This window comes from Mesoterricola sediminis (genome assembly GCF_030295425.1).
Taxonomy (GTDB): domain Bacteria; phylum Acidobacteriota; class Holophagae; order Holophagales; family Holophagaceae; genus Mesoterricola; species Mesoterricola sediminis.
On sequence record NZ_AP027081.1, the window covers coordinates 4012210 to 4033374 of the forward strand.

At 71.2% G+C, this 21165-nt stretch carries 18 protein-coding genes; 10 read left to right on the forward strand and 8 right to left on the reverse strand.

What is annotated here, in order from left to right; all coding sequences use genetic code 11:
• Positions 1-23: 23 nt before the first annotated feature.
• From R2J75_RS17445 to asd, 3 genes are read right to left on the reverse strand one after another with little or no spacing between them, the layout of a single operon-like run.
• Positions 24-833, reverse strand: coding sequence for a tRNA1(Val) (adenine(37)-N6)-methyltransferase (locus R2J75_RS17445; RefSeq protein WP_316410707.1), 810 nt, complete (start codon positions 831-833; stop codon positions 24-26).
• Positions 834-855: 22 nt separating this feature from the next.
• The gene (scpB, locus tag R2J75_RS17450) at positions 856-1551 is read right to left on the reverse strand and encodes an SMC-Scp complex subunit ScpB (protein WP_243329071.1); all 696 of its coding nucleotides are present in this window, start codon (positions 1549-1551) and stop codon (positions 856-858) included.
• Complete coding sequence (gene asd / locus R2J75_RS17455; RefSeq protein ID WP_243329070.1) at positions 1548-2495, reverse strand: archaetidylserine decarboxylase; 948 nt, start codon at positions 2493-2495, stop codon at positions 1548-1550. Before asd ends, scpB begins: the two co-directional genes overlap by 4 nt.
• 222 nt (positions 2496-2717) lie before the next feature.
• Here asd and R2J75_RS17460 point away from each other — a divergent pair, with 222 nt between their 5' ends.
• From R2J75_RS17460 to htpG, 10 genes are all read left to right on the forward strand, one after another.
• Positions 2718-3281 (forward strand): 4Fe-4S dicluster domain-containing protein, encoded by a 564-nt coding sequence (locus tag R2J75_RS17460; RefSeq protein WP_243329069.1) that lies wholly within the window; start codon positions 2718-2720, stop codon positions 3279-3281.
• Positions 3282-3285: 4 nt separating this feature from the next.
• Positions 3286-4134 (forward strand): CoB--CoM heterodisulfide reductase iron-sulfur subunit B family protein, encoded by an 849-nt coding sequence (locus tag R2J75_RS17465; RefSeq protein ID WP_243329068.1) that lies wholly within the window; start codon positions 3286-3288, stop codon positions 4132-4134.
• Positions 4135-4144: 10 nt separating this feature from the next.
• The gene (locus R2J75_RS17470; protein WP_243329067.1) at positions 4145-6136 is read left to right on the forward strand and encodes a CoB--CoM heterodisulfide reductase iron-sulfur subunit A family protein; all 1992 of its coding nucleotides are present in this window, start codon (positions 4145-4147) and stop codon (positions 6134-6136) included.
• Between the two features lie 10 nt (positions 6137-6146).
• The gene (locus R2J75_RS17475) at positions 6147-6578 is read left to right on the forward strand and encodes a hydrogenase iron-sulfur subunit (RefSeq protein ID WP_243329066.1); all 432 of its coding nucleotides are present in this window, start codon (positions 6147-6149) and stop codon (positions 6576-6578) included.
• 4 nt (positions 6579-6582) lie between these two features.
• Complete coding sequence (locus tag R2J75_RS17480) at positions 6583-7383, forward strand: 4Fe-4S dicluster domain-containing protein (protein WP_243345831.1); 801 nt, start codon at positions 6583-6585, stop codon at positions 7381-7383.
• 6 nt (positions 7384-7389) lie between these two features.
• Complete coding sequence (locus tag R2J75_RS17485; protein WP_243345833.1) at positions 7390-8391, forward strand: 4Fe-4S dicluster domain-containing protein; 1002 nt, start codon at positions 7390-7392, stop codon at positions 8389-8391.
• Between the two features lie 9 nt (positions 8392-8400).
• Positions 8401-9240, forward strand: a complete 840-nt coding sequence (locus tag R2J75_RS17490; RefSeq protein WP_243329063.1) for an FAD/NAD(P)-binding protein — start codon at positions 8401-8403, stop codon at positions 9238-9240.
• 251 nt (positions 9241-9491) lie between these two features.
• The gene (locus R2J75_RS17495) at positions 9492-11543 is read left to right on the forward strand and encodes a S9 family peptidase (protein WP_243345835.1); all 2052 of its coding nucleotides are present in this window, start codon (positions 9492-9494) and stop codon (positions 11541-11543) included.
• Between the two features lie 207 nt (positions 11544-11750).
• Positions 11751-12335, forward strand: a complete 585-nt coding sequence (locus tag R2J75_RS17500; RefSeq protein ID WP_243345836.1) for a hypothetical protein — start codon at positions 11751-11753, stop codon at positions 12333-12335.
• Positions 12336-12398: 63 nt separating this feature from the next.
• Complete coding sequence (htpG, locus tag R2J75_RS17505) at positions 12399-14276, forward strand: molecular chaperone HtpG (RefSeq protein ID WP_243345837.1); 1878 nt, start codon at positions 12399-12401, stop codon at positions 14274-14276.
• Between the two features lie 284 nt (positions 14277-14560).
• Here the strand turns inward: htpG and R2J75_RS17510 are convergent, their stop codons facing one another.
• From R2J75_RS17510 to R2J75_RS17530, 5 genes are all read right to left on the reverse strand, one after another.
• Entirely contained in the window at positions 14561-14977 is a 417-nt protein-coding gene (locus tag R2J75_RS17510; RefSeq protein ID WP_316410708.1) for a GxxExxY protein, read from the reverse strand.
• 97 nt (positions 14978-15074) lie between these two features.
• Positions 15075-15812 carry a CPBP family intramembrane glutamic endopeptidase gene (locus R2J75_RS17515; RefSeq protein ID WP_316410709.1) on the reverse strand — a complete coding sequence of 246 codons (738 nt, stop codon included), beginning with the start codon at positions 15810-15812 and terminating at the stop codon, positions 15075-15077.
• A gap of 68 nt (positions 15813-15880) precedes the next feature.
• Positions 15881-17836, reverse strand: coding sequence for a peptidase domain-containing ABC transporter (locus R2J75_RS17520; RefSeq protein WP_316410710.1), 1956 nt, complete (start codon positions 17834-17836; stop codon positions 15881-15883).
• On the reverse strand, positions 17829-19949 hold the full coding sequence (locus R2J75_RS17525) for a peptidase domain-containing ABC transporter (protein ID WP_243329057.1): 2121 nt from the start codon (positions 19947-19949) through the stop codon (positions 17829-17831). The genes R2J75_RS17520 and R2J75_RS17525 overlap by 8 nt, the downstream gene beginning before the upstream one ends.
• Positions 19946-21160 carry an HlyD family secretion protein gene (locus R2J75_RS17530; RefSeq protein ID WP_243329056.1) on the reverse strand — a complete coding sequence of 405 codons (1215 nt, stop codon included), beginning with the start codon at positions 21158-21160 and terminating at the stop codon, positions 19946-19948. Before R2J75_RS17530 ends, R2J75_RS17525 begins: the two co-directional genes overlap by 4 nt.
• Positions 21161-21165: the final 5 nt, after the last annotated feature.

Genomic DNA, 21165 nt, shown 5'->3' on the forward strand with positions numbered 1-21165 from the left:
AGAGGCAGGTTATCAAGAAAAGGTCATGCCGGAACGGCGAGTCCCGGCGGAAAGCCCATGCAGAGCCTCACCATGGCGATGGTCGGGTCGACGCTGCCGTCCCGCCGGCGGATGGTGATGTCCGGGGCGCGCACCGGGAAGCCCGCGGCGGCGTCGAAGCCCTCGGGGAGGTCCTCCTTCCGGCAGCCGGCGAAGAGGCCCAGCCCGTAAGGGTCCCCGTCCTTGAAGATCACGTCCTGGCGCCGCATCAGCAGCAGGCCGGCCTCGCGGTAGGCCCGCTCCGCGCGGGGGATCTGGTCCAGCGGGAAGACCGTGGCGAATATCCCGCCCGGCGCCAGGATCCGGGCCGCGGCCTTGGCGTAGTCCCCAATCTCCCCCCGCACCTCCAGGCGCGCGGGGATGGCCTGGGGATGGGCGGCCTCCACCTTGGTGCCCAGCGGCCAGTACGGCGGCGTCCCGGTCACCAGGTCGAAGGGGGCCTCGCCCGCGAGGACGGAGGGGTCGCGCAGGTCCCCCTCGTGGATGGTGACCCGGTCCTCGAGGCCGTTGTAGGCCATGGTCTTGCGGGCCAGGCGCGCCGAGATGTCCTGGGCCTCGACCGTGTGGATGCGGGCCCCGGGACAGCGCCAGGCCATGGAGACGGCCACGCTCCCGATGCCCGAGCCCAGGTCGGCGATGCGGTCGGCGCGGGGGCACCACGAGGTGCCGTACCACGCGGCGAGGATGTCGTCGGTGGAGAAGCGGTGGCCCCGGCGGTACTGGAAGATGCGGTAGTGGCCGCAGATGTAGTCGAGGGTCTCCCCCTCCTCCGGCTCGAGGCCCCCGGGCGGCAAGGGCCCCGGGCGGGTCCAGCCCTTAAACGTCGCTGCCGTCATCCGGCCCCTCCTGCAAGTCCTCCGGGCCCATGTCCTCGTCCAGCCCCTCGAAGAGGCCGCCCTCGGGCAGCGCGGGCTCCAGGCGCGCCAGCGCCTGCGCCTCCAGGTTCCCCTCCCCGAAGTCCGCCAGGCGAGGCAGGTCGTTGAGGCTGTTGAGACCGAAATGGACGAGGAACTTCCGGGTGGTGGCGTACATCATGGGCCGCCCCACCACCGACTTCCGGCCGGCGGGGAGGATGAGCTCCCGCTCCAGGAGGCTCTTGACCTGGTTGGCGCAGCTCGTGACGCCGCGCAGCTCGTTGATCTCGGGGATCGTCACCGGCTGCCGGTAGGCGATGATGGCCAGCGTCTCCACCTGGGCCGGCGTCAGCTTGCCGCTCCGGGTGATGGTGACGAGGCGCGAGACCATGGCCTGGTACTCGGGCGCCGCCGCGAGCCGCCAGCCTCCGCCCACCTCGAGCAGGCGCATGCCGCAGGGCGGCTGGAGGCGTTCGCCCAGCTTCTCCAGGCCCAGCCGGAGGGTGCCCTCGCCCAGGCCGGTGACCTCCCGGAGGCGGGCCATGTCCATCACCTCGCCCGAGGCCGCCAGGATCGCCTCCAGGGCCCCGGCCAGATCCCCGCCGGCCTCCCAGAGGGGTTCCGCGTCCTGGAAGATGGCGTCGTCCGGGCCGGTCACGGGTACGACCCCAGCCGCTGGCCGACCTGGACGGGGCCTTCCGTGAGGAGGGGCCGCCAGCGCCCGGCGCCGGGACCGCCGATCAGGAGCACGACGGTGCTGCCGAACTGGAAGGTGCCGAGGTCGTCCCCGGCGCGGCAGGGCAGGTCGTCCACCCCGAAGGCGCCGTCCCGGGGCAGCTCGCGCCCGCCCAGCCACCGGGGATCGAGGAGGACGCCCCCCACGTGGGTGGCCCCGACGGCGACGGCGGCCACCTCCAGCCCCTCGTCGGGGCCGGTCCCGGTGGCGACCCAGGTCGCGCGGCGGTTGCGGGCGTAGAGGCGCGGCACATGGGCCGTGCTCGCGTCGTTGACGGGCCAGAGCTCGCCCTCGACCCGGCCCACGGAGGTGACCTTCCCCTGGAAGGGGACATGGATGCGGTGGTAGTCCCGGGGCGAGAGGTAGAGGGTGAGGTAGTGCCCCCCCTCGAACCGCATGGCCATGGGGTCGTGCTTCAGCAGGTCCTGCAGGGCGTAGGGGAGGCCCTTGGCCTGGATGGCGTGCCCGGCCTCGATGCGGCCGCAGGCGATGATCCTGCCGTCCACGGGGCTGTTCACCGCCCCCGGCACCAGGAGCTCCTGGGGGCGCAACCCGGGCTTGAGGCGCCGGGTGAAGAGGGCCTGGAGGCTGGGGTAGGCCTCGAGGGGCAGTTCGGCCTCGGCCATGTCGACCCCGTAGGCCCGCACGAAACGGGTGAGCACCGCGCGGCGGAGGGGGCCCGGAAGAGACCGGCCCGCGGCCCAACCGGCCGCAGCACTGCCTGCCCGCTTAGGGTACAGGCGCAGCAGGGAGAGGGAGAGGGGCCAGGAACTCATGCACAACCAAGTTATCACGCCCAGGGTCACCCCCAGCCCCGCCAGGCGCTTCCAGCGCCGGCGCAGCCAGGGTCGGGAAAAGCGTCGCATTCTGTCCACCCTCCCAAAATAACCTATAAAAATAGTCATGTTACTTTCGATATTTTTAGAACGATTGTTCGCACTTCCCGGCTCCCGGCGCTAGAATCGAGGGGCGGCGGCGCGGCGGGAAACCTGGCCGGACCGGCGCCTAACCTGCCTGTGGACCGAGCCACCCCCCGGCCGCTGGCTTCCAGCCATTCGATCCCGACTTTCCGCCTGGAGGAGAGGCCTATGGGCAGCCCTTCACACGAACCCGACACCCTCAAGGCCCGTCTGCGCAGGGACCTCGGGGTCAACTTGAACCACTGCTACCAGTGCGGGAAGTGCTCCGCCGGTTGCCCCGTGGCCGAGGACATGGACCTGACCTCCAGCCGGGCCATGCGCCTCCTCCAGATGGGCGACCCCGAGCTCGACCGGCAGGTGATGGCCAGTGAAGGGATCTGGCTCTGCCTCACCTGCGAGACCTGTTCCACCCGCTGCCCCCAGGAGGTGGAGGTCGCCCAGGTCATGGACCACGTGCGGCACGAGGCCCTCCAGGCGGGCCTGGCCCACCCCCGGAGTCGGGACATCGTGGCCTTCCACGTGGCTTTCATGGATTCCGTGCGCACCACCGGCCGCCTTTACGAGATCGGCCTGGTGGCCGACTACAAGGCCCGGAGCCGCCACCTGTTCAAGGACGTGACCCTGGCCCCCAAGATGTATGTCCGCGGGAAGCTGCCCCTCCTGCCCCACCTGATCAAGGGCCGCAACGCCCTGAAGGGCATCTTTGCCCGGACCCTCGGAAAGGGGAGGTGACGCCATGCGCATGGGCTACTACCCCGGTTGCTCCCTGCTCGGCTCCAGCCGGGAATTCGACGAATCCGTGCGGGCCGTGGCCGCCGCCCTGGACCTGGACCTGGTCCAGGTGCCGGACTGGAACTGCTGCGGCGCGTCCAGCGCCCACGTGCTGGACGCCAAGCTGGCCGCCGCCCTTCCCGCCCGGATCCTGGCCCAGGCCGCCGAGGCGGGCCTGGACGAAGTCCTGGCCCCCTGCGCCGCCTGCTACAACCGCCTCGTCTCCGCCCAGCAGGCCCTCGCCAAGAACCCCGCCTTCGCGGAGGAGATCGCCGGCATCACCGGCGCCCCGGCCGCCACTCGGGTCCGGGTCCTGAACGTGCTGGAGGTCCTCGACCGCCTGCGCGATACCATCCAGGCCCGGGTGAAGACCCCCTTCGGACGCAAGGTGGCCTGCTACTACGGCTGTCTCCTGGTCCGTCCTCCCCGCGTCGTCGCCTTCGATCGCCCCGAGGACCCCCGCTCCATGGACCTGCTGGCCGAGGCCGCCGGGGCCGTCCCCCTGCCCTGGTCCCACAAGACCGAGTGCTGCGGCGCCTCCTTCTCCGTCACCCGCACCGACATCGTCGCCAAGCTCTCCGGGCGCGTCCTGGACGCGGCCGTGAAGGCCGGGGCCGAGGCCGTCCTCGTGGCCTGCCCCATGTGCCAGTCCAACCTGGACATGCGCCGGCCCGAGATCAACGCCCACCTGGGCCGGGAACTCGACATCCCCGTCCTCTACATCACCCAGGCCCTGGGCCTGGCCCTTGACCTGGATCCGGAGAAGCTGGGCCTGCACCGCCACATGGTCCCCGCCATGCCGGCCAGAGCCTGAGGAGGCAGCCATGTCCCGTATCGGCGTCTTCACCTGCCACTGCGGCGAGAACATCGGCGCCACCGTCGATTGCGCCAAGGTGGCCGAATGCACCCGCTCCGTCCCCGGGGTCGTCCATTCCGTGGACTACAAGTACATGTGCTCCGACCCGGGCCAGACCATGATCAAGGAGGCCATCAAGGAGCACGGCCTCACCGGCGTGGTCGTCGCGGCCTGCTCCCCCCGCATGCACGAGCCCACCTTCCGGGCCGCCGTGGCCCAGGCCGGCCTGAACCCCTACCTCTGCGAGATGGCCAACCTCCGCGAGCACTGCAGCTGGGTGCACGAGAAGGGCGAGGTCACCACGGAGAAGGCCGCCGACCTCGTGCGGGTCATGGTCGAGAAGGTCAAGCACAACCAGCCCCTCCACCCCATCAAGGTCCCCGTCACCAAGCGGGCCCTGGTCCTGGGCGGCGGCATCGCCGGCATCCAGGCCGCGCTCGACATCGCCGACGCGGGCCACCAGGTGGTGCTGGTCGAGAAGTCCCCCTCCATCGGCGGCCACATGAGCCAGCTCTCGGAGACCTTCCCGACCCTGGACTGCTCCCAGTGCATCCTCACCCCCCGCATGGTGGAGGCCGCGCGCCACCCCAACATCACCCTGATGACCTATTCCGAGCTGGAGAAGCTCGAGGGTTTCATCGGCAATTTCAAGGCGACCATCCGCCGCAAGGCCCGGAAGATCGACGAGAAGCTCTGCACGGGCTGCGGGCTCTGCATCCAGAAGTGCCCCCAGAAGAAGATCAAGGACGAGTTCAACGAGGGCCTCGGCAACCGCACCGCCATCTACGTGCCCTTCCCCCAGGCCGTGCCCAACAAGCCCGTCATCGACACCGCCAACTGCACCTTTTTCAAGGCCGGCAAGTGCAAGGTCTGCGAGAAGATGTGCCCCACGGGCGCCATCCGCTACGAGCAGGAGGACGAGCTCGTCACCCTGGAGGTGGGCGCCCTCGTGCTGGCCACGGGCTTCAAGGTGATGCGCACCGACAAGTTCCCCGAGTACGGCTACGGCCAGGACCCCGACATCCTGGACGGCCTGCAGTTCGAGCGGCTCGCCTCCGCCTCCGGCCCGACCCTGGGCGCCATGAAGCGCCCCAGCGACGGCAAGGAGCCCGAGACGGTGGTCTTCCTGGCCTGCTCCGGCAGCCGCGACCGGTCCAAGGGCGTGCCCTACTGCTCGAAGATCTGCTGCATGTATACGGCCAAGCACGCCATGCTCTACCGGCACAAGGTGCACCACGGCAAGGCCGTCGTCTTCTACATGGACATCCGCTCCGGCGGCAAGGACTACGACGAGTTCGTGCGCCGCGCCATCGAGGAGGACGACGTCCAGTACGTGCGCGGCCGCGTCTCCCGCATCTACCGGGACGGCGACAAGCTCGTCGTCAAGGGCGCCGACACCCTCCAGGGCGGCGCGCCCGTGGAGGTCCGGGCCGACATGGTCGTGCTCGCCACCGCGGTCCAGAGCCAGGACGGCAGCGAGGAGCTCGCCCAGAAGCTCCACGTCAGCTACGACCCCTACCACTTCTTCGCGGAGAGCCACCCCAAGCTCAAGCCGGTGGAGACCAACACGGCCGGCATCTACCTGGCCGGCGCCTGCCAGGCCCCCCGGGACATCCCCGAGACCGTGGCCCAGGCCAGCGGCGCCGCCGCCAAGGTTGCCGCCCTCTTCGCCCGGGACGAGCTGACCCGGGAGCCCGTGGTGGCCGTCGTGAACCGCCTCCCGGCCCCGCAGTTCTCGTACTGCGTCGGCTGTTTCCTTTGCCAGAGCGCCTGCCCTTACCAGGCCATCGAGCAGGAGGAGATCAAGGGCCGGGACGGGTCCGTGCTGAAGGTCGTCGCCAAGGTGAACGCGGGCCTCTGCCAGGGCTGCGGCACCTGCGTCGCCACCTGCCGCACCAAGGCCATCGACATCCAGGGCTTCAGCAACGAGCAGATCTTCGCCGAACTCATGACCCTCTAGGGGCGACGCCATGTCCTTCGAACCCAAGATCACCGCCTTCGTCTGCAACTGGTGCACCTACGCCGGGGCGGACCTCACGGGCACCAGCCGCATCAAGTACCAGCCCAATGTCCGGGTCCTGCGGCTGCCCTGCACGGGCCGCATCGACTTCATGCTCCTGGCCAAGGCCTTCGCCCGGGGCGCCGACGGCATCATCGTCTCCGGCTGCCACCCCAACGACTGCCACTACACCTCCGGCAACTACCACGCCCGGCGGCGCTGGATGGTCTACCGGGGCCTCATGGACTTCATGGGCATCGACACGCGCCGGGTGACCTTCTCCTGGGTCTCCGCCGCCGAGGGCGCCCGCTGGGCGGAACTGGTGAACGAGGTCACCACCACGGTGCGGGAGCTGGGCCCCTACCAGGACTACAAGGAACTCGCCCTGGCGGGCGTGGAGTGACGCCATGGACCTGATCACCAAATCCCGCGAACTCCTGGAGACCGGCGCCGTGAAGGCCGTCATCGGCTTCGAGGCCGGGCGGCGCGGCACCGTCCGTCCCGCCTTCGTGCGGGAGGCCGCAAAGGCCTCCACCCTCGTCTTCGACGAGCGCTGCACCCAGAATCTCGCCGCCTACCTGACCCGTCGCGAAGTGAAGCGCATGGGCCGGGTGGCCGTGGCCGCCGCCCCCGACACGCTGCGGGCCCTCCTCCAGCTCATGGCGGAGCGCCAGGTCAAGGAGGAGGAGGTCCTGCCCCTGGCCGTGGCCGCCGACGGCACCGTCACGGAGCTCCCCTGCGCCGCCGACGTCGAGGCCCACCTGGCCCTCCAGGCCAAGGAGCTCAAGGCCGCCGACCGCGAGCTGCTCGCGAAGCTCGACGCCATGTCCCGGGAGGAGCGCTGGGCCTACTGGCAGAAGGAGCTCTCCCGCTGCGTGAAGTGCTACGCATGCCGCAACGCCTGCCCGATGTGCTACTGCGCCCACTGCACCATGGACTGCAACCGTCCCCAGTGGGTGCCGGTGGCCAGCCACGCCCTGGGCAACCTGGAATACCACATGGTGCGGGCGATGCATCTCGCCGGGCGCTGCGTGGAATGCGGGGACTGCGGCCGGGCCTGCCCCGTGGGCATCCCCGTGCACCTCCTGGCCTTCCACTGCCAGGAGAGCGTCCATGCCCAGTTCGGGCAGCGGGCGGGGACCAGCGCGAAGCTGGACTACGCCCTCTCCACCTTCCGTCCCGACGACAAAGAGACCTTCATCCGGTAGGGCGCCATGGCCGAGACCCGTTTCCTCCCATCCGAATCCCTGGACACCTTCGTCAAGGCCCTGCGCCGCGACGGACGGCGCGTCCTGGCCCCCACCGCCCGGGACGGGCGGGCCGAGCTGAACCCCGTGGAGGCCGCGGCCGAGATCGACCTGGAAGGCCTCCAGACCGCCCTCAGCGCCAAGGAGACCGTCTTCCCCAAGGTGGAGCGGATCCTCGAATACTCCCTGTCCGGCGGCGGCGTGGACCTCCGGGACGTGGCCCCCAAGGCCGAGCCCACGGTCCTCCTCGGCGTCCGGCCCTGCGACGCCGCGGGCTTCGGGGCCCTGGACGCCGTCTTCAACTGGGACACCCGCGACCGCTTCTTCAACGCCCGGCGCGAGGCCCTGGCCATCGTGGCCGTGGCCTGCACCCGGGCCGACGACGCCTGCTTCTGCACTTCCGTCGGCGGGGGCCCGGGCTCCACCGCCGGCAGCGACATCCTCCTCACCCCCGTCCAGGGCGGCTTCCTCGCCGAGCTGGTCACGGAGAAGGGCGCGGCCCTCGCCGCCCTCTGCCCCGACGCCTTCCGGCCCGACCCGGGCCTGGAGAAGAAGGTGGCCGACCTGCCCATGGCCTTCGACCACGCCGCCCTCACCGCCTCGCTCCAGGGCCGCTTCGAGGATCCTCTCTGGGAGCGCCAGAGCCTGCGCTGCCTGGGCTGCGGGGCCTGCGCCTTCGTGTGCCCCTCCTGCGTGTGCTTCGACCTCGTGGAGGAGGCCGACGCGAGGGAGGGCCGCCGGCTGAGGACCTGGGATACCTGCGGCACCGCCCTCTTCACCCTGCACGCCTCGGGCCACAACCCCCGAGAGAGCCAGGCGCAGCGCTGGCGACAGCGGGTCTACCACAAGTTCTCCTACTACCCCGAGCGCTACGGCAGGCTCGGCTGCGTGGGCTGCGGCAAGTGCACCCGCGCGTGCCCCGTGGACATGGACCTCCAGGAGCACCTCCTGGAAGCGGCGCAGGCGTAAGGAGCGGCCATGAGCGAGACCAACATCTACCTCCCTCACCTCATGCGCATCGCGAAGGTCACCCGCGAGGCCCCGGGCGTCAAGACCTTCCGCCTGGAGTTCGTGGACCAGGCCGCCGCCGACGCCTTCGACTTCCAGACCGGCCAGTTCGGCCTCTACAGCGCCTTCGGGGAGGGCGAGAGCACCTTCTGCATCGCCTCCAGCCCCACCCGCAAGGGCTACATCGAGTGCACCTTCCGGGAAGTGGGCCGCGTCACCGCCGCCCTCGCCGACAAGGAGGAGGGCGACGTCGTCGGCTTCCGCGGCCCCTACGGCAACCGCTTCCCCATCGAGCAGTGGAAGGGCAAGAGCCTGGTCTTCGTGGCCGGCGGCATCGCCCTGCCCCCCCTGCGCAGCGTCATCTGGAACTGCCTGGACCTGCGGGACTGGTTCAAGGACATCACCATCGTCTACGGCGCCCGGAGCGTGGCCGACCTGGTCTACAAGCACGAACTGGCCGAGTGGGAGGCCCGGCCCGACGTGAACCTCGTGGTGACCGTCGACCCCGGCGGCGAGACCCCCGACTGGAAGGGCAAGGTGGGCTTCGTCCCCCCCGTGGTGGAGGCCCTGGCCCCCAGCCCCGCCGACACCGTCGCCCTCGTCTGCGGCCCCCCCATCATGATCAAGCTGACCCTCCCCGTCCTGGCGAAGCTCGGCTTCCAGCCCGACGCCATCTACACGACCCTGGAGAACCGCATGAAGTGCGGCCTGGGCAAGTGCGGCCGCTGCAACACCGGCAGCAGCTACGTGTGCAAGGACGGCCCCGTCTACACCCTGGCCCAGCTCAACGCCCTTCCGGCGGAGTACTAGGTGTAGGCAGATCGAATCACCCGAACCACCTTGTCCCGATCCTTCGTGCTGGCAAGGGAAAGCTAAGAACCCGTACGCCAAGTCACGCGGCGTCGGCTTCGCGGTTCAGCCCAAGACACCTGGGAGCCTGTCACCTTTTTAGCCAGATGCCCCGGGCCTTGGTCACAAGGTGGCCTGCCGTTTGGGTCCCCGTCCAGGCCTCACGTATCATGTAGCGATGCCAACCCACCCCGGGCTGGCGAGGAGGATGCATGTTCCGGCCCCTGATCCTGTCCCTGCTCTGCGGGGCGATGACGGTACCCGCCCTGGCCGCGGGTACCCATCCCGTCTCCATCAACGATCTCCTGGCCATGGAGCGCCTGGGCGATCCCAAGGTCTCCCCCGACGGCAAGGTGGTGGCCTTCTCGGTCTCCAAGCCCGACGTGGCCGCCAACAAGAGCTCCCACGAGCTCTGGCTGGCCTCGGTGGACGGCGCCTGGAAGCGGCGCGTCTCGGCCCCGGGCACCAGCAATTCCCAGGCCCGCTGGGCCCCCGACGGCAAGGCCCTGTTCTTCGTCTCCGCCCGCTCCGGCTCGGCCCAGGTGTGGCGCATGCCCATGGACGGCGGCGAGGCGGTGCAGGTGACGAACCTGCCCCTGGACGTGGACGCCCTTACCGTCGCCCCCGACGGCAAGCACCTCTTCCTGGGCATGGCCGTCTTCCCCGGCACCTCCCCCGAGGAGACCAAGAAGCGCATGGACGCCCGCGCCGCCGACAAGGCCACGGGCATGGTCTTCGATCGCCTCTTCGTGCGTCACTGGGACACCTGGGCGGACGGCACCCGCAACCACGTGTTCCGCTATGAAGTCTCCACCGGCAAGGCCGTGGACCTGATGCCCGCCATGGACGCGGACTGCCCCTCCAAGCCCTTCGGGGGCGCCGAGGATTTCGCCGTCTCCCCCGACGGGACCACCGTGGTCTTCTCGGCCCGGGACATGGGCCGCCAGGAAGCCTGGTCCACCAACTTCGACCTCTTCGCCGTCCCCGCCGACGGCTCCAAGGCCCCCGCGAAGCTCACCACCAACCCCGCCTGGGACGCCCAGCCCCGCTTCAGCCCCGACGGCAGGACCCTGGCCTACGTGGCCATGAGCCGCCCCGGCTTCGAGGCGGACCGCTTCGACCTCGTCCTGCGGGACATGGCGAGCGGCAAGGAGCGCAAGTTCGTGCTCAAGGCCGACGACACCCCCCGCGGCGACCGCTCCGTGGCCAACTTCGCCTGGAGCCCGGACGGGAAGGTCATCTACGCCGAGGCCGAGAACTTCGGCCAGCGGGCCCTCTTCGCCGTTGACCCCGCCACCGGCAAGGCCCGGATCATCGTGGGCCAGGGCACCCTGGACGGCATCGAGTTCACCCACGACGGCCGCATCCTCTACGGCATGCACTCCCTCCAGGGCCCCACGGAGCTCTACACGACCGATGCGGCCGGCAAGGACATCCGCCGCGTGACCCGCTTCAACGATGGTCTCCTGGCCGCGACGAAGCTGGGCAGGCCCGAGCAGTTCTCCTTCAAGGGCGCCAAGGGTGATACCGTCTACGGCTACATCGTCACCCCCGCGGACTTCGATCCCGCGAAGAAGTATCCCGTGGCCTTCCTCATCCACGGCGGCCCCCAGGGCACCTTCGGCAACGACTGGCACTACCGCTGGAACCCCCAGGTCTACGCCGGCGCCGGCTACGCCGCCGTCATGATCGACTTCCACGGCTCCACCAGCTACGGCCAGGCCTTCACCGACGACATCCGCGACGACTGGGGCGGCGCCCCCTTCGAGGACCTCATGAAGGGCCTGGACTTCGCCCTCGCCAAGTACCCCTTCCTGGACAAGGACCGCATGGGCGCCCTCGGGGCCTCGTACGGCGGCTTCATGATCAACTGGATCGCGGGCCACACCGACCGCTTCAAGACCCTCGTGTGCCACGACGGCAACCTCGACGAGCGCATGGCCTACTACGACACCGAGGAGCTGTGGTTCCCCGAATGGGAGCACAAGGGCCTGCCCTGGGAGAACCCCCAGAGCTACGTCAAGCAGAACCCCGTGGAGTTCGTGAAGAACTGGAAGACCCCCATGTTCGTCATCCACGGCATGAAGGATTTCCGCATCACCTACGCCCAGGGCCTCTCCACCTTCACGGCCCTGCAGCGCAAGGGCATCCCCTCCAAGCTGCTCATCTTCCCCGATGAGAACCACTGGGTGCTCCGCCCCGCCAATTCCCTCCAGTGGCACCAGAACGTCCTGGGCTGGCTGGACCAGTGGCTGAAGAAGTAGGGTTCATCGAACCTGCGCGCGGAGGCCGGCTTGCCGGCCTCCGCTATTTATAAGGCTGGGAACAGGGGCCTTCCCCTCAAAATTACCCGTGCGCGCACCCCGCTACGGCCTAGGTTTTGGGCGGGACCCTGGCCCGTGGGGCGCGGGGTTCCCCTTCCAACCTAGCCGATGGCCAACCGCACCAGCGGTTGGCCCCATGGAGGTACCATGCTCCGTCACGCAGCCCTCGCCATCCTCGCCGCCGCCCTCCCCCTGGGCGCCCAGACCCTGCAGGACCTGAACGGCCTCAAGGCCGAGGCCCGCCACTTCGTGTCCACGGGCCTCTCCAGCTCAGGGGAGAACCGGAAGACGGAACTCTACCGGATCATCGGCGACCCCGGCCCCGTCTCCCCCGGCCTCCTGCAGCGGGGTGTGGACGTGCTGCACTGGCGGTTCCAGTACAAGATCCTGGAACGGAACCCCGGACCGGGCGCCATGGAGGCCGCCCAGCACCGCCAGTGCTGGGCCGACTGCCTCCGGGGCGTCTTCACCAATTTCGAGTACTCGGATGTGATCGTCACGGACGCCCGGCCCATCGAACATGCCTGGATCGCCGTGGGCCTGGACGAGGCCATCGGCGAGCTGAAGAAGCACGGCTACACCCACGGCTTCGAGAAGGTCACCCTCATGCGCCCCATGCACCCGGCCCTTCCCGACGAGTTCGTCTACATCTTCCAGTGCCCCGTGGAAAAGACCCAGGTGGCCATCTCCACCCAGACGGGCGCCCTCATGTGGAAGGAATCCTGGAATTGAATGGACTTGTAAAATGACGCGGATTCCTGGTAGATTTTCACCCTCTGCCAGCGGAGACGCGCCATGTCCGAAAAGCATACCTTCAAGAGCGAACTGCAGCAGGTGCTGCACATCATTACCCACAGCCTCTACTCCCACAAGGAGATCTTCCTGCGGGAGCTGATCAGCAACGCCAGCGACGCCATCGACAAGGTCCGGTTCAATTCCCTCCAGAACGAACACCTCCTGGAGGGGGACCGGGACTTCAGGATCCGCCTGGCCGTGGACAGGGAGGCCCGCACCCTCACCGTGTCCGACAACGGCGTGGGCATGGACCACGACGCCATTGTGGACAACCTGGGCACCATCGCCAAGTCCGGCACCAAGGCCTTTCTGGAGAGCCTGAAGGCCGCGGACGCGGCCGCGCGGCCCGGCCTCATCGGCCAGTTCGGGGTGGGCTTCTATTCCGCCTTCATGGTCGCCGACCGGGTGACGGTCCTTTCCCGCGCCGCGGGTTCCAGCCAGGCGGTGCGCTGGGAATCGGACGGCCTGGGCGAGTTCACGGTGGAACCCGCCGAGCGCGCCGGCCGCGGCACCGACGTCATCCTCCACCTCAAGGAGGACGAGAAGGAGTTCCTGGAGTCCTGGCGCCTGCGCGCCATCGTCAAGCAGTTCTCCGACTTCATCGAGCACCCCGTCGTCATGGACGTGGAGAAGGGCGAGGGCGAGGACCGCAAGGTCGAGGAGGAGACCCTCAACTCCCGCAAGGCCCTGTGGCTGCGGGGCAAGACCGACGTGACGGAGGAGGAGCACAACGCCTTCTACCGGCAGATCTCGGGCGACTTCGAGGATCCCGCCAAGGTGATCCACTACGCCGCCGAGGGCGCCCTGGAGTTCCGGGCCCTGCTCTACATCCCCCGGCGCAAGAGCTGGGACCTGCAGTTCGCGGAGCCCAAGGTCGGGCCGAAGCTCTACGTCAACCGGGTGCAGATCATGGACCACTGCGAGGCCCTGCTGCCCCCGTACCTGCGCTTCGTGAAGGGGGTCGTGGACTGCTCCGACCTGCCCCTCAACGTCAGCAGGGAGCTGCTCCAGCACAATCCGCTCCTGGAGCGCATCCAGAAGAGCCTCGTGAAGAACGTCTTCCAGGCCCTGACCGACCTGAGGACCTCGGACCCCGAGGCCTACCGCACCTTCTTCTCGGAGCTGGGCCCCATCCTGAAGGAGGGCCTCGCCAGGGATTACGCCAACCGGGAGCAGATCGCCGATCTCCTCCTCTTCGAGAGCCTGCGCACCGAACCCGGCAAGACCACGACCCTGGCCGAGTACCAGGCCGCCATGCCCGAGGCCCAGAAGGACATCTATTGGCTGGCCGGCGAGGATCGCGCGGTGCTGGAGCCCTCCCCCAGCCTCGAGGCCTTCCGCCGCAAGGGCTGGGACGTGCTGCTGCTCACCGATCCCATCGACGCCTTCGTCTTCCCCGGCCTGGCCGACTTCAAGGGCACGCCCCTGAAGGCCGCCGACCGCCACCAGCCCGAGCTCGAGCCCGAGGAGAAGGCCCTGGCCGAGGAGGCCCAGGCCGCCTTCAAGGGGCTGCTGGACGCCCTCAAGGGCCGGTTCAAGGGCGTGAAGGACGTGCGCCTCTCCCAGAACCTGGTGGAGAGCGCCTCGCGCCTCGCCGCGGACGACGACGCCCTGGATCCCCACATGGAGCGCCTCCTCCAGAAGCTGGGCCAGGCCCCCGGCCACCAGGACCGGATCCTGGAGCTGAACCCCGCCCACCCCGTCGTGAAGGCCCTCCAGGCCGTCCACGCCCGGGACGCCGCCGATCCCCGGGTGGAGGCCTACGGCCAGCTCCTCCACGATCAGGCCCTCCTGGCCGAGGGCTCCCGCCTGCCGGACCCCGGCGCCTTCCTTAAGCGGCTCAACGAACTGGTGGTGAAGGACGCGGGGATCCACTAGCCCGGCCAGTTAAGCGAGCGTGTCCCGGATTCTTGTCAGGGACACGCTCGCTTAATTGGCCACCCTCCTGGAGGGTGCTCCCGCCCGGGACGGATCCCAAGAAAGAAGGCTCCGCGAGGGGCCTTCTTGCGTGAGGGGGGAACTGGGCGCTGTCGGCAAACCCAAGGCGTTCCCTGACATGGGTGAAGGAGAAGGTTGTAGGCGAAGCGATCCCACTTCATCCCCTGCATCTGCGTTAATCCCTGTTACAGCAGGGCCAGCGCCGGGATGGGTCGTGGGTCGTGTTACTGGACGTCGCTGGCATCGAGTTCCATGCTCCCGGCGCCCTGGCCAGGGTTCATGGCCAACCGGCGAACTTCGATCTTGGCTTGTCCGAAATTGACGAGAAGGCATGTCGGAAGGCCAGTAGCCCTCAGGTAGTTCAAGCCTTGAGCGATATCAATCTCGCCTAGGGCCCGGATTGCCTTGACCTCAACGATGACCTGGCCGTCGACGATGAGATCGGCCTTATACAAGCCCACCTTCTCGCCCTCATAGAACACCTCGATCGACTGCTGTTGGGCAAAGGCCAGCTTGGTTCTGCGGAGTTCGAAGGCCAGGGCGTTCTCATAGACCTTCTCGATGAACCCGTGCCCCAGCGTGTTCGCGATTCGATAGCACAAGCCGATGATCTGTTGCGTGAGCGGGTCCTGGATGGGCATGGTCCGTCTCCATGCCCCAAGGTGGAGGCAACCCGCTGCGTGGTTCAAACGGGGATAAACAGGATGCAAAGGAAACTGCAGGATAAGGACTTGCTAGCTATTCATTGGCCAGGACCCGCAGGTATCCGCGGGCGCCCGCCAGGCCCCACAGGGTTGCCGCCAGGCCCCCCAGGAGCCCCACCCCGAGGAGCCTCGGATCGGACTGGGCCGCGACGGCCAGGGCGTTGGTCGCCCCATGGAGCGCGATGCAGGGCAGGAGCGAGCCGGTGCGCTCCCGGAGGAGGCCGCACAGAAGGCCGAATACGGCCGTATGCGCGAATCGGGCAAGGCCGGGATGGCCGAGGCCGAAGAGGAGGGCGGGGAGGAGGATCCCCGCGAACCGTCCCCACCGCAGGCGCAGCGCCGGCTGGAGGTCCCCGCGATACAGGAGCTCCTCGGCCACCGGGGCGACCAGGAGGATGCCTGGGAGGGTGTTCCCCACCCCCCGGCTTTCCGGGGAATCCGGCAGGAGAACCGAGGTGGGAATCCCCACCGCCAGGTACAGGAACAGACTGCCACCAACCTGGCCGGTTGCGGCCCTCCAGCCTCCGGCCGGAGGACCCCAGGCCCCGCCCCAGGACAGGCCCGCGCCCCTCAGCCCCACCGCCGAGGCCGCCAGCATGCCGAGGCCCTCCTGGACGTCGGACCCGGCCTGGGAATTCCATCCCCAGGCCGCGCCGGCCGCAATGAGCAGGCAGCTCAACGAAAGGGTCAGGCCCCACAGGGCCAGGGTCTGGCCCAGGCCCAGCCCCGCTGCGCCTGGGCCATCGGATATGAAAGGGTCAAGGTGGGGCATGGCCACGGTCCGTCCTACCGGGAGATGCGCCGCCGGAGCCGTTCGTTCCGCGGCCCGAAGCCGGCCGCCTAGGGGGTCTGGCTCCGGGTCCGCCCGTGCTCGGCGGTGATGACCGTCCACGGGCCCTCGGCCAGGACCCGGCCCAGGGCGGCGGCGGAGACGGGATCCAGGTTGGCCAGGGGCTCGTCGAGGAGCAGGACCCCCTTCCCCGCGGCCAGGGCGGCGGTGAGGGCGGCCCACTGGCGCTGGCCGCCGGACAGGGACCGGCCGCCCTGGGGCAGCGGGGTCTTCCAGCCCAGGGGAAGGGTGGCCACGAAGGCCTCGAAGCCGGTCGCTTCAGCGGCCCGGAGGATCGCCGGGGTCGCGGCCCCCGCCGAAAGGGCCCGGAGGCTGTCCAGGAGGGAGCCCCCATAGAGCTGCACGGACTGGGGCAGGTACACGATCCGGTCCCGCATCCGGGAGGGGGGCTGGCCCCCGACGAGGATCTCCCCCCGCGACGGGGTCTCCAGGCCCGCCAGGACCCGCAGGAGGGTGGACTTGCCCCAGCCCGAGGGTCCGTCCAGGAGGAGCCTGCCGCCGGCGGGCACCTGGAGGGCCGCGCCCTGGAGGATCCAGGGGGAGCCGGGCCCGTACCGGAACCAGAGGTCCCGAGCCTCCACGGCGGCCGGTGAAGGATCGGGGACCCGCGGGGGCGGGACCTCCTCCCGGGGGATCTCCAGGATGGCCGAGGCCCGCTGGAGCTGGGGCGCCAGGACGATGAGGCGCAGCCAGGTGCCCGCGAGGCCCAGGAAGGCGCCGGAGAAGGCGGTGGCCAGCTGCAGGAAGGCCATGAACGTGCCCAGGTCCAGCTCCCCCCGCACCACCCGCAGGCCGCCCCAGGCCATCAGGCCCACGTCCTGGACCCGGGCCAGGGTCGCCGCCGCGGCCTCCGCCCAGAGCCCGGTCCTGGCCCGTCCCAGGCCCAGCAGCAGGCCCTTGCGGAACACGGCCCGCCAGCGGGAGAGGGCCTGGCCTTCGGCGCCGCAGGCCTTGAGGGTGGCCGCCCCGTGGATGAGGCCCGCCAGGAGGCTCTGCTCCCGGGCGCCCAGGGCCACCTGCCGCGCCTGGTAGGCCACCTCGATGCGGCCCGCGGCCAGGGCGATCGCCGCGACGGCGAGGGAGCCCCCCAGGACCGCCGCCGCCGGCCCCGGCAGGAGCAGGGCCATGGCCCCCAGGAGGACCAGGGCGAGACAGCCGTCCAGCACCGCGCCCAGGGTCTTTTCCGGCAGGAGGTCCTTGGCCGCGGAGAGCCCGCCCGCGGCCTGGAGCCATTCCCCGAGGGCCCGCGTCCGCAGGTCCGCGTAGGGAAGGGAGAGGACGTGTTCCAGGAAGCCGCGCTCGGCGCCCAGGTCCATGCGCTGGGAGAAGTGCAGCAGGGCCCGGCCCCGCACGTAGCCGATCCAGGCGTGGAAGATGGCCCCCAGGAGGCTCCCCGCGGAGGCCAGCAGGAGCAGGCCCCCCGCGCCGTCCGGCAGGGCCCGGTTCAGCACGACCCGGGTGAGCGCCGGCGTGACGAGGCCCAGGGCCTGGAGGAGGAGGGCGCAGCCCGCGACGAGGGCGAGGGCGTTCCGGTTCCGCGCCAGGAGGCCCCCCAGGCGCCGCCAGAGCCCACCCCGCCCGGGCAGGCCGGGGGTGAGGTCCAGGACGGTGCCGTCCAGGGACCCGGCGAGGCTGTCCCGGTCGAGCCGGGCCGTCCGGCCCCCCGGGCCCAGGAGCAGGTAGCGGCCGCCCTTCCGGGCGCGGAGCAGAATCCACCCGCCTTCGCGCAGGCGGGCCAGGGTGGGCAGGTCCAGGACCGCGAGGCCCCCGGGGCCGGGCAGGACGGGCCGGGCGTGGAACCCGCGCCGGCCCAGGGCCTCCGCCAGGGTCTCGGGGGAGGGGTCCGCCCCCACCTCGGCCCGGAGCGCGTCCCGGTCCGCCTCCCGGCCCCGCAGGCGCAGCAGGCAGGCCAGAGCCTCGTCGCCCGCGAAGCCCCGCTCAGGCATGGGCGGCCCGCACCAGGTCCCGGAAGGGCCCCGGCCGCGCCTCCAGGTCGCCGTAGGCGCCTTCCTGGACGATGCGCCCCTCCGCCAGCACCAGGATGCGGTCGGCGTCCCGCACCGTGGCCAGGCGGTGGGCCACGAGGATGCGCGTGCACCCCAGGGCCGCCAGGTTGCGGTGCACCTCCGCCTCCGTGGCCAGGTCCAGGCTGCTCGTGGCCTCGTCCAGGACGAGGATGGCGGGCTCCCGCGCCAGGGCCCGGGCCAGGCACAGCCGCTGCCGCTGGCCCCCGGACAGGGCCGCGCCGCCCTCCCCCGCCCTGCCCGACCAGCCCCCGGCGCGGGCCAGGATCACCCCTTCGACGCAGGCGAGGCGCGCGGCCCGGGCCAGGGCCTCCGGAGCGGCCCCGTCCACCCCCAGGGCCACATTGGCGCGGAAGGTGTCGTCGAAGACCGTGTCGTCCTGGAGGACGGCCCCCATCTGGCGGCGCAGGGCCGCCAGGTCCAGCTCCCGCAGGTCCACCCCGTCGAAGTGGACCGAGCCCTCCGTGGGGACCTGGAGGCCCAGGAGGATCCGGGCCAGGGTGGACTTCCCCGCCCCCGAAGGGCCCACCAGGGCGATCTTCTCGCCGGGGCGCACGTCCAGGCTGATCCCCCGCAGCACGGGAGCGGCCCCGGCGGCGTGGCGGAAGCCCACGTCCCGGAGGCGGATGGCGCCCTTCAGGCGCCCCGGGTCCCGCGGGCCCGTGGGTTCGGGAGCCGTCTCCAGGACGTCGTCGAGGCGACGCAGGTGGACACCCAGCTGCAGGACCTCCCCCCAGGCCTCCAGGAGGGCCCCCAGCGGCGCCAGGAAGAGGCCCTGGAGGGCCAGGAAGGCCACGAAGACGCCCAGGGTCATGCGCCCCGCCAGCACCTCACGGCCGCCCAGGAGGAACACCGCCGCCGCGCCGGCCCCGGCCAGGGCGTCCAGGGCCGCTCCCGCCGCGAGCTCCAGGCGGCGGCGGCCCAGGCCCGCCTCCACCCGCGCCGCCATGCGGTGGGTCCACCGGAGCACCATGCGGGGCCCGCCCCCGGTGGCCTTGAGGGTCTCGAAGGCCGTGAGCGCCTCCAGGAGGGCCCCCGCCTCACGCCCCGCCGCCGCGGCCTCCGAGGCGGCCATCTGGCGCGTGCGCGCCCGCAGCAGGAGGCTCGCGGCCGCCTGGGCCGCGCCCAGGCCCATCACCAGGAGGCCCAGGCGCGGGTGGTAGGCCACCATGAGCCCGGCGTAGGCGGCCAGGAGCGCGCCGTCCAGGAAGACGCGGGCGAGGCTCCCGCCCAGGAAGGCCCGCACCGCCGCGAGGCTTCCGGCCCGGGCCAGGAGGTCCCCCGGCTCCCGCCGCGCGAAGAACGCCCAGGGCAGGCGCAGGAGGTGCTCCAGGTAGGCGCCCATGAGGGCATCGTCCATGCGCGCGTGGAGGGTGGCCGCCACCCGCCCCTGCAGGCAGGTCAGGAGGACCGAGGCCAGCCCGGCCGCGCCCAGCGCCGCCCCCAGCCCCCAGAGCCAGGGTTCCCGGCGGGGCAGGATCACGTGGTCCAGGAGGATCCGGGTGGACACGGGCGCGACGAGGCCCGCCACCTGGAGGGCCGCGGCGGCCAGCAGGAGGAAGGCCAGCGCCGGGAGGCTCTCCCGCAGCACCGCCCGGTAGCGCGCGAGGCTCGGCCGCGGCCGGCGGAGCCGGGCGAACCCGGGCCCGGGCTCGAACACGAGGGCGGCCCCCGTGAAGGCGCGGTCCAGCTCCGCGGGGCCCGCGCGCCGCCGCCCCGAGGCGGGATCCACGAGGACGGCGCCGCGGCGCCCCGCGCGCTCCAGGACGACGAAGTGGTCGAAGCCCCAGTGGAGGATGGCGGGCGTGGGCAGGGTGCGGAGGTCCGCCGGCTCCGCCCGCACCCCGGCGGCCTCCAGGCCGTAGCGTTCGCCGGCGCGGAGGATGGCGAGGGCGCTGGTGCCGTCCCGGGAGACGCCGCAGGCCTCGCGCAGCTCCGCCAGGCCCACGTGGCGGCCATGGGCGGCCAGCACCATGGCGAGGCAGGCCACCCCGCATTCGGCGGCCTCCATCTGCGGCACGAAGGGCACCCTCACCGCAGCCACTTCCGCAGGGGCTCGAGGGCGAGGGTGATGGCCCGCTGGCGGCGCAGGGTGAAGCGGGCCCGCAGGAGCATGCCGCTGCGCAGGGGCACGCCGGCCCTGGCGGCGGCGCCGGCGTCGGTGAGGACCAGTTCCACGCGGAAGGCGGGCCCCGCGAGGGCCGGGCCCTCCCCCAGGGCCTCGGCCACCTCGTGGGGGGCGGCCAGGTCGGAGCTGACGCGGAGCACCCGCGCCGACACCGTGCCGTATTCGGCGTAGGGCAGCTGGTCCATCTCCAGCACCGCCGCGTCCCCGGCCTTGACGAAGGCCCGGTCCTTCTCGTCCAGGAAGGCCACCGCATGGAGGGGGATCCCGTCCGGGACCACCTTCCCCAGGGGGCGCCCCGGCGCGACCACGTCGCCGGGCTTCACGAGGAGGGCCTCCACGATCCCTTCACGAGGGGCCCGCACCACGGTCTGGGCCTGGAGGATGGCCAGGGCCCGCTCCTGGGTCTCGGCGTTGCGGATGGTCTGCTCCCGCCGCCAGAGCAGTTCCTGGCGCTGGTGGTCCAGGCCCGCCTGCTCCTGGACCGCCTGGTCCAGTCCCTGTTCCGCGCCCTGGAGGGCCCGCTGGGCCTGGGCCAGGTCCTCCCGGGCCGCCTCCACCGCGTCGGGGCTGATCACCCCCTCCGCCCCCAGGCGCGCGAGGGCCTCCAGGCGCCGGCCGACGTGCGCCACGGAGCGCGCCTGGCTCCGGCACTGGGCCTCCAGGCCCGCGCGGCGGCGGGCCAGGGTGGCGCATTGGCGGGCATGGGCCGCGTCCTGGTGGCGGCTCGCCTCCCGGAACGCGGCCCGCACGGATTCAGCCGCCCGGCGCGCCTCGTACAGGCGCGCCTCGAGGGCGGGGGCCTCGAGGCGCAGGAGCACGGCGCCGGCCGCCACCCGCTGGCCGGAGTGCACCACCACCTGGCTGACCGTCCCATCCACCTGGCAGAGGACCCTGGGGATGCCGCTTTCGGGATGCAGGATCCCCCGGGCCCGCCCTTTCACTTCCACCCGCCCCAGGCAGGCCGCCGCCAGGGCCGTTCCCAGGGCCGCCAGGAGGATGATCAGCAGGCTCCAGGCCCCGGGCGGCGCGACCCGCGCCAGGGCCCGCCCCTCCTCGGCCTCCAGGTAGTGCTCCAGGGCCTCCGGCCGGAATAGGCTGCCGGAACCCGCCTGCGTCACCACAC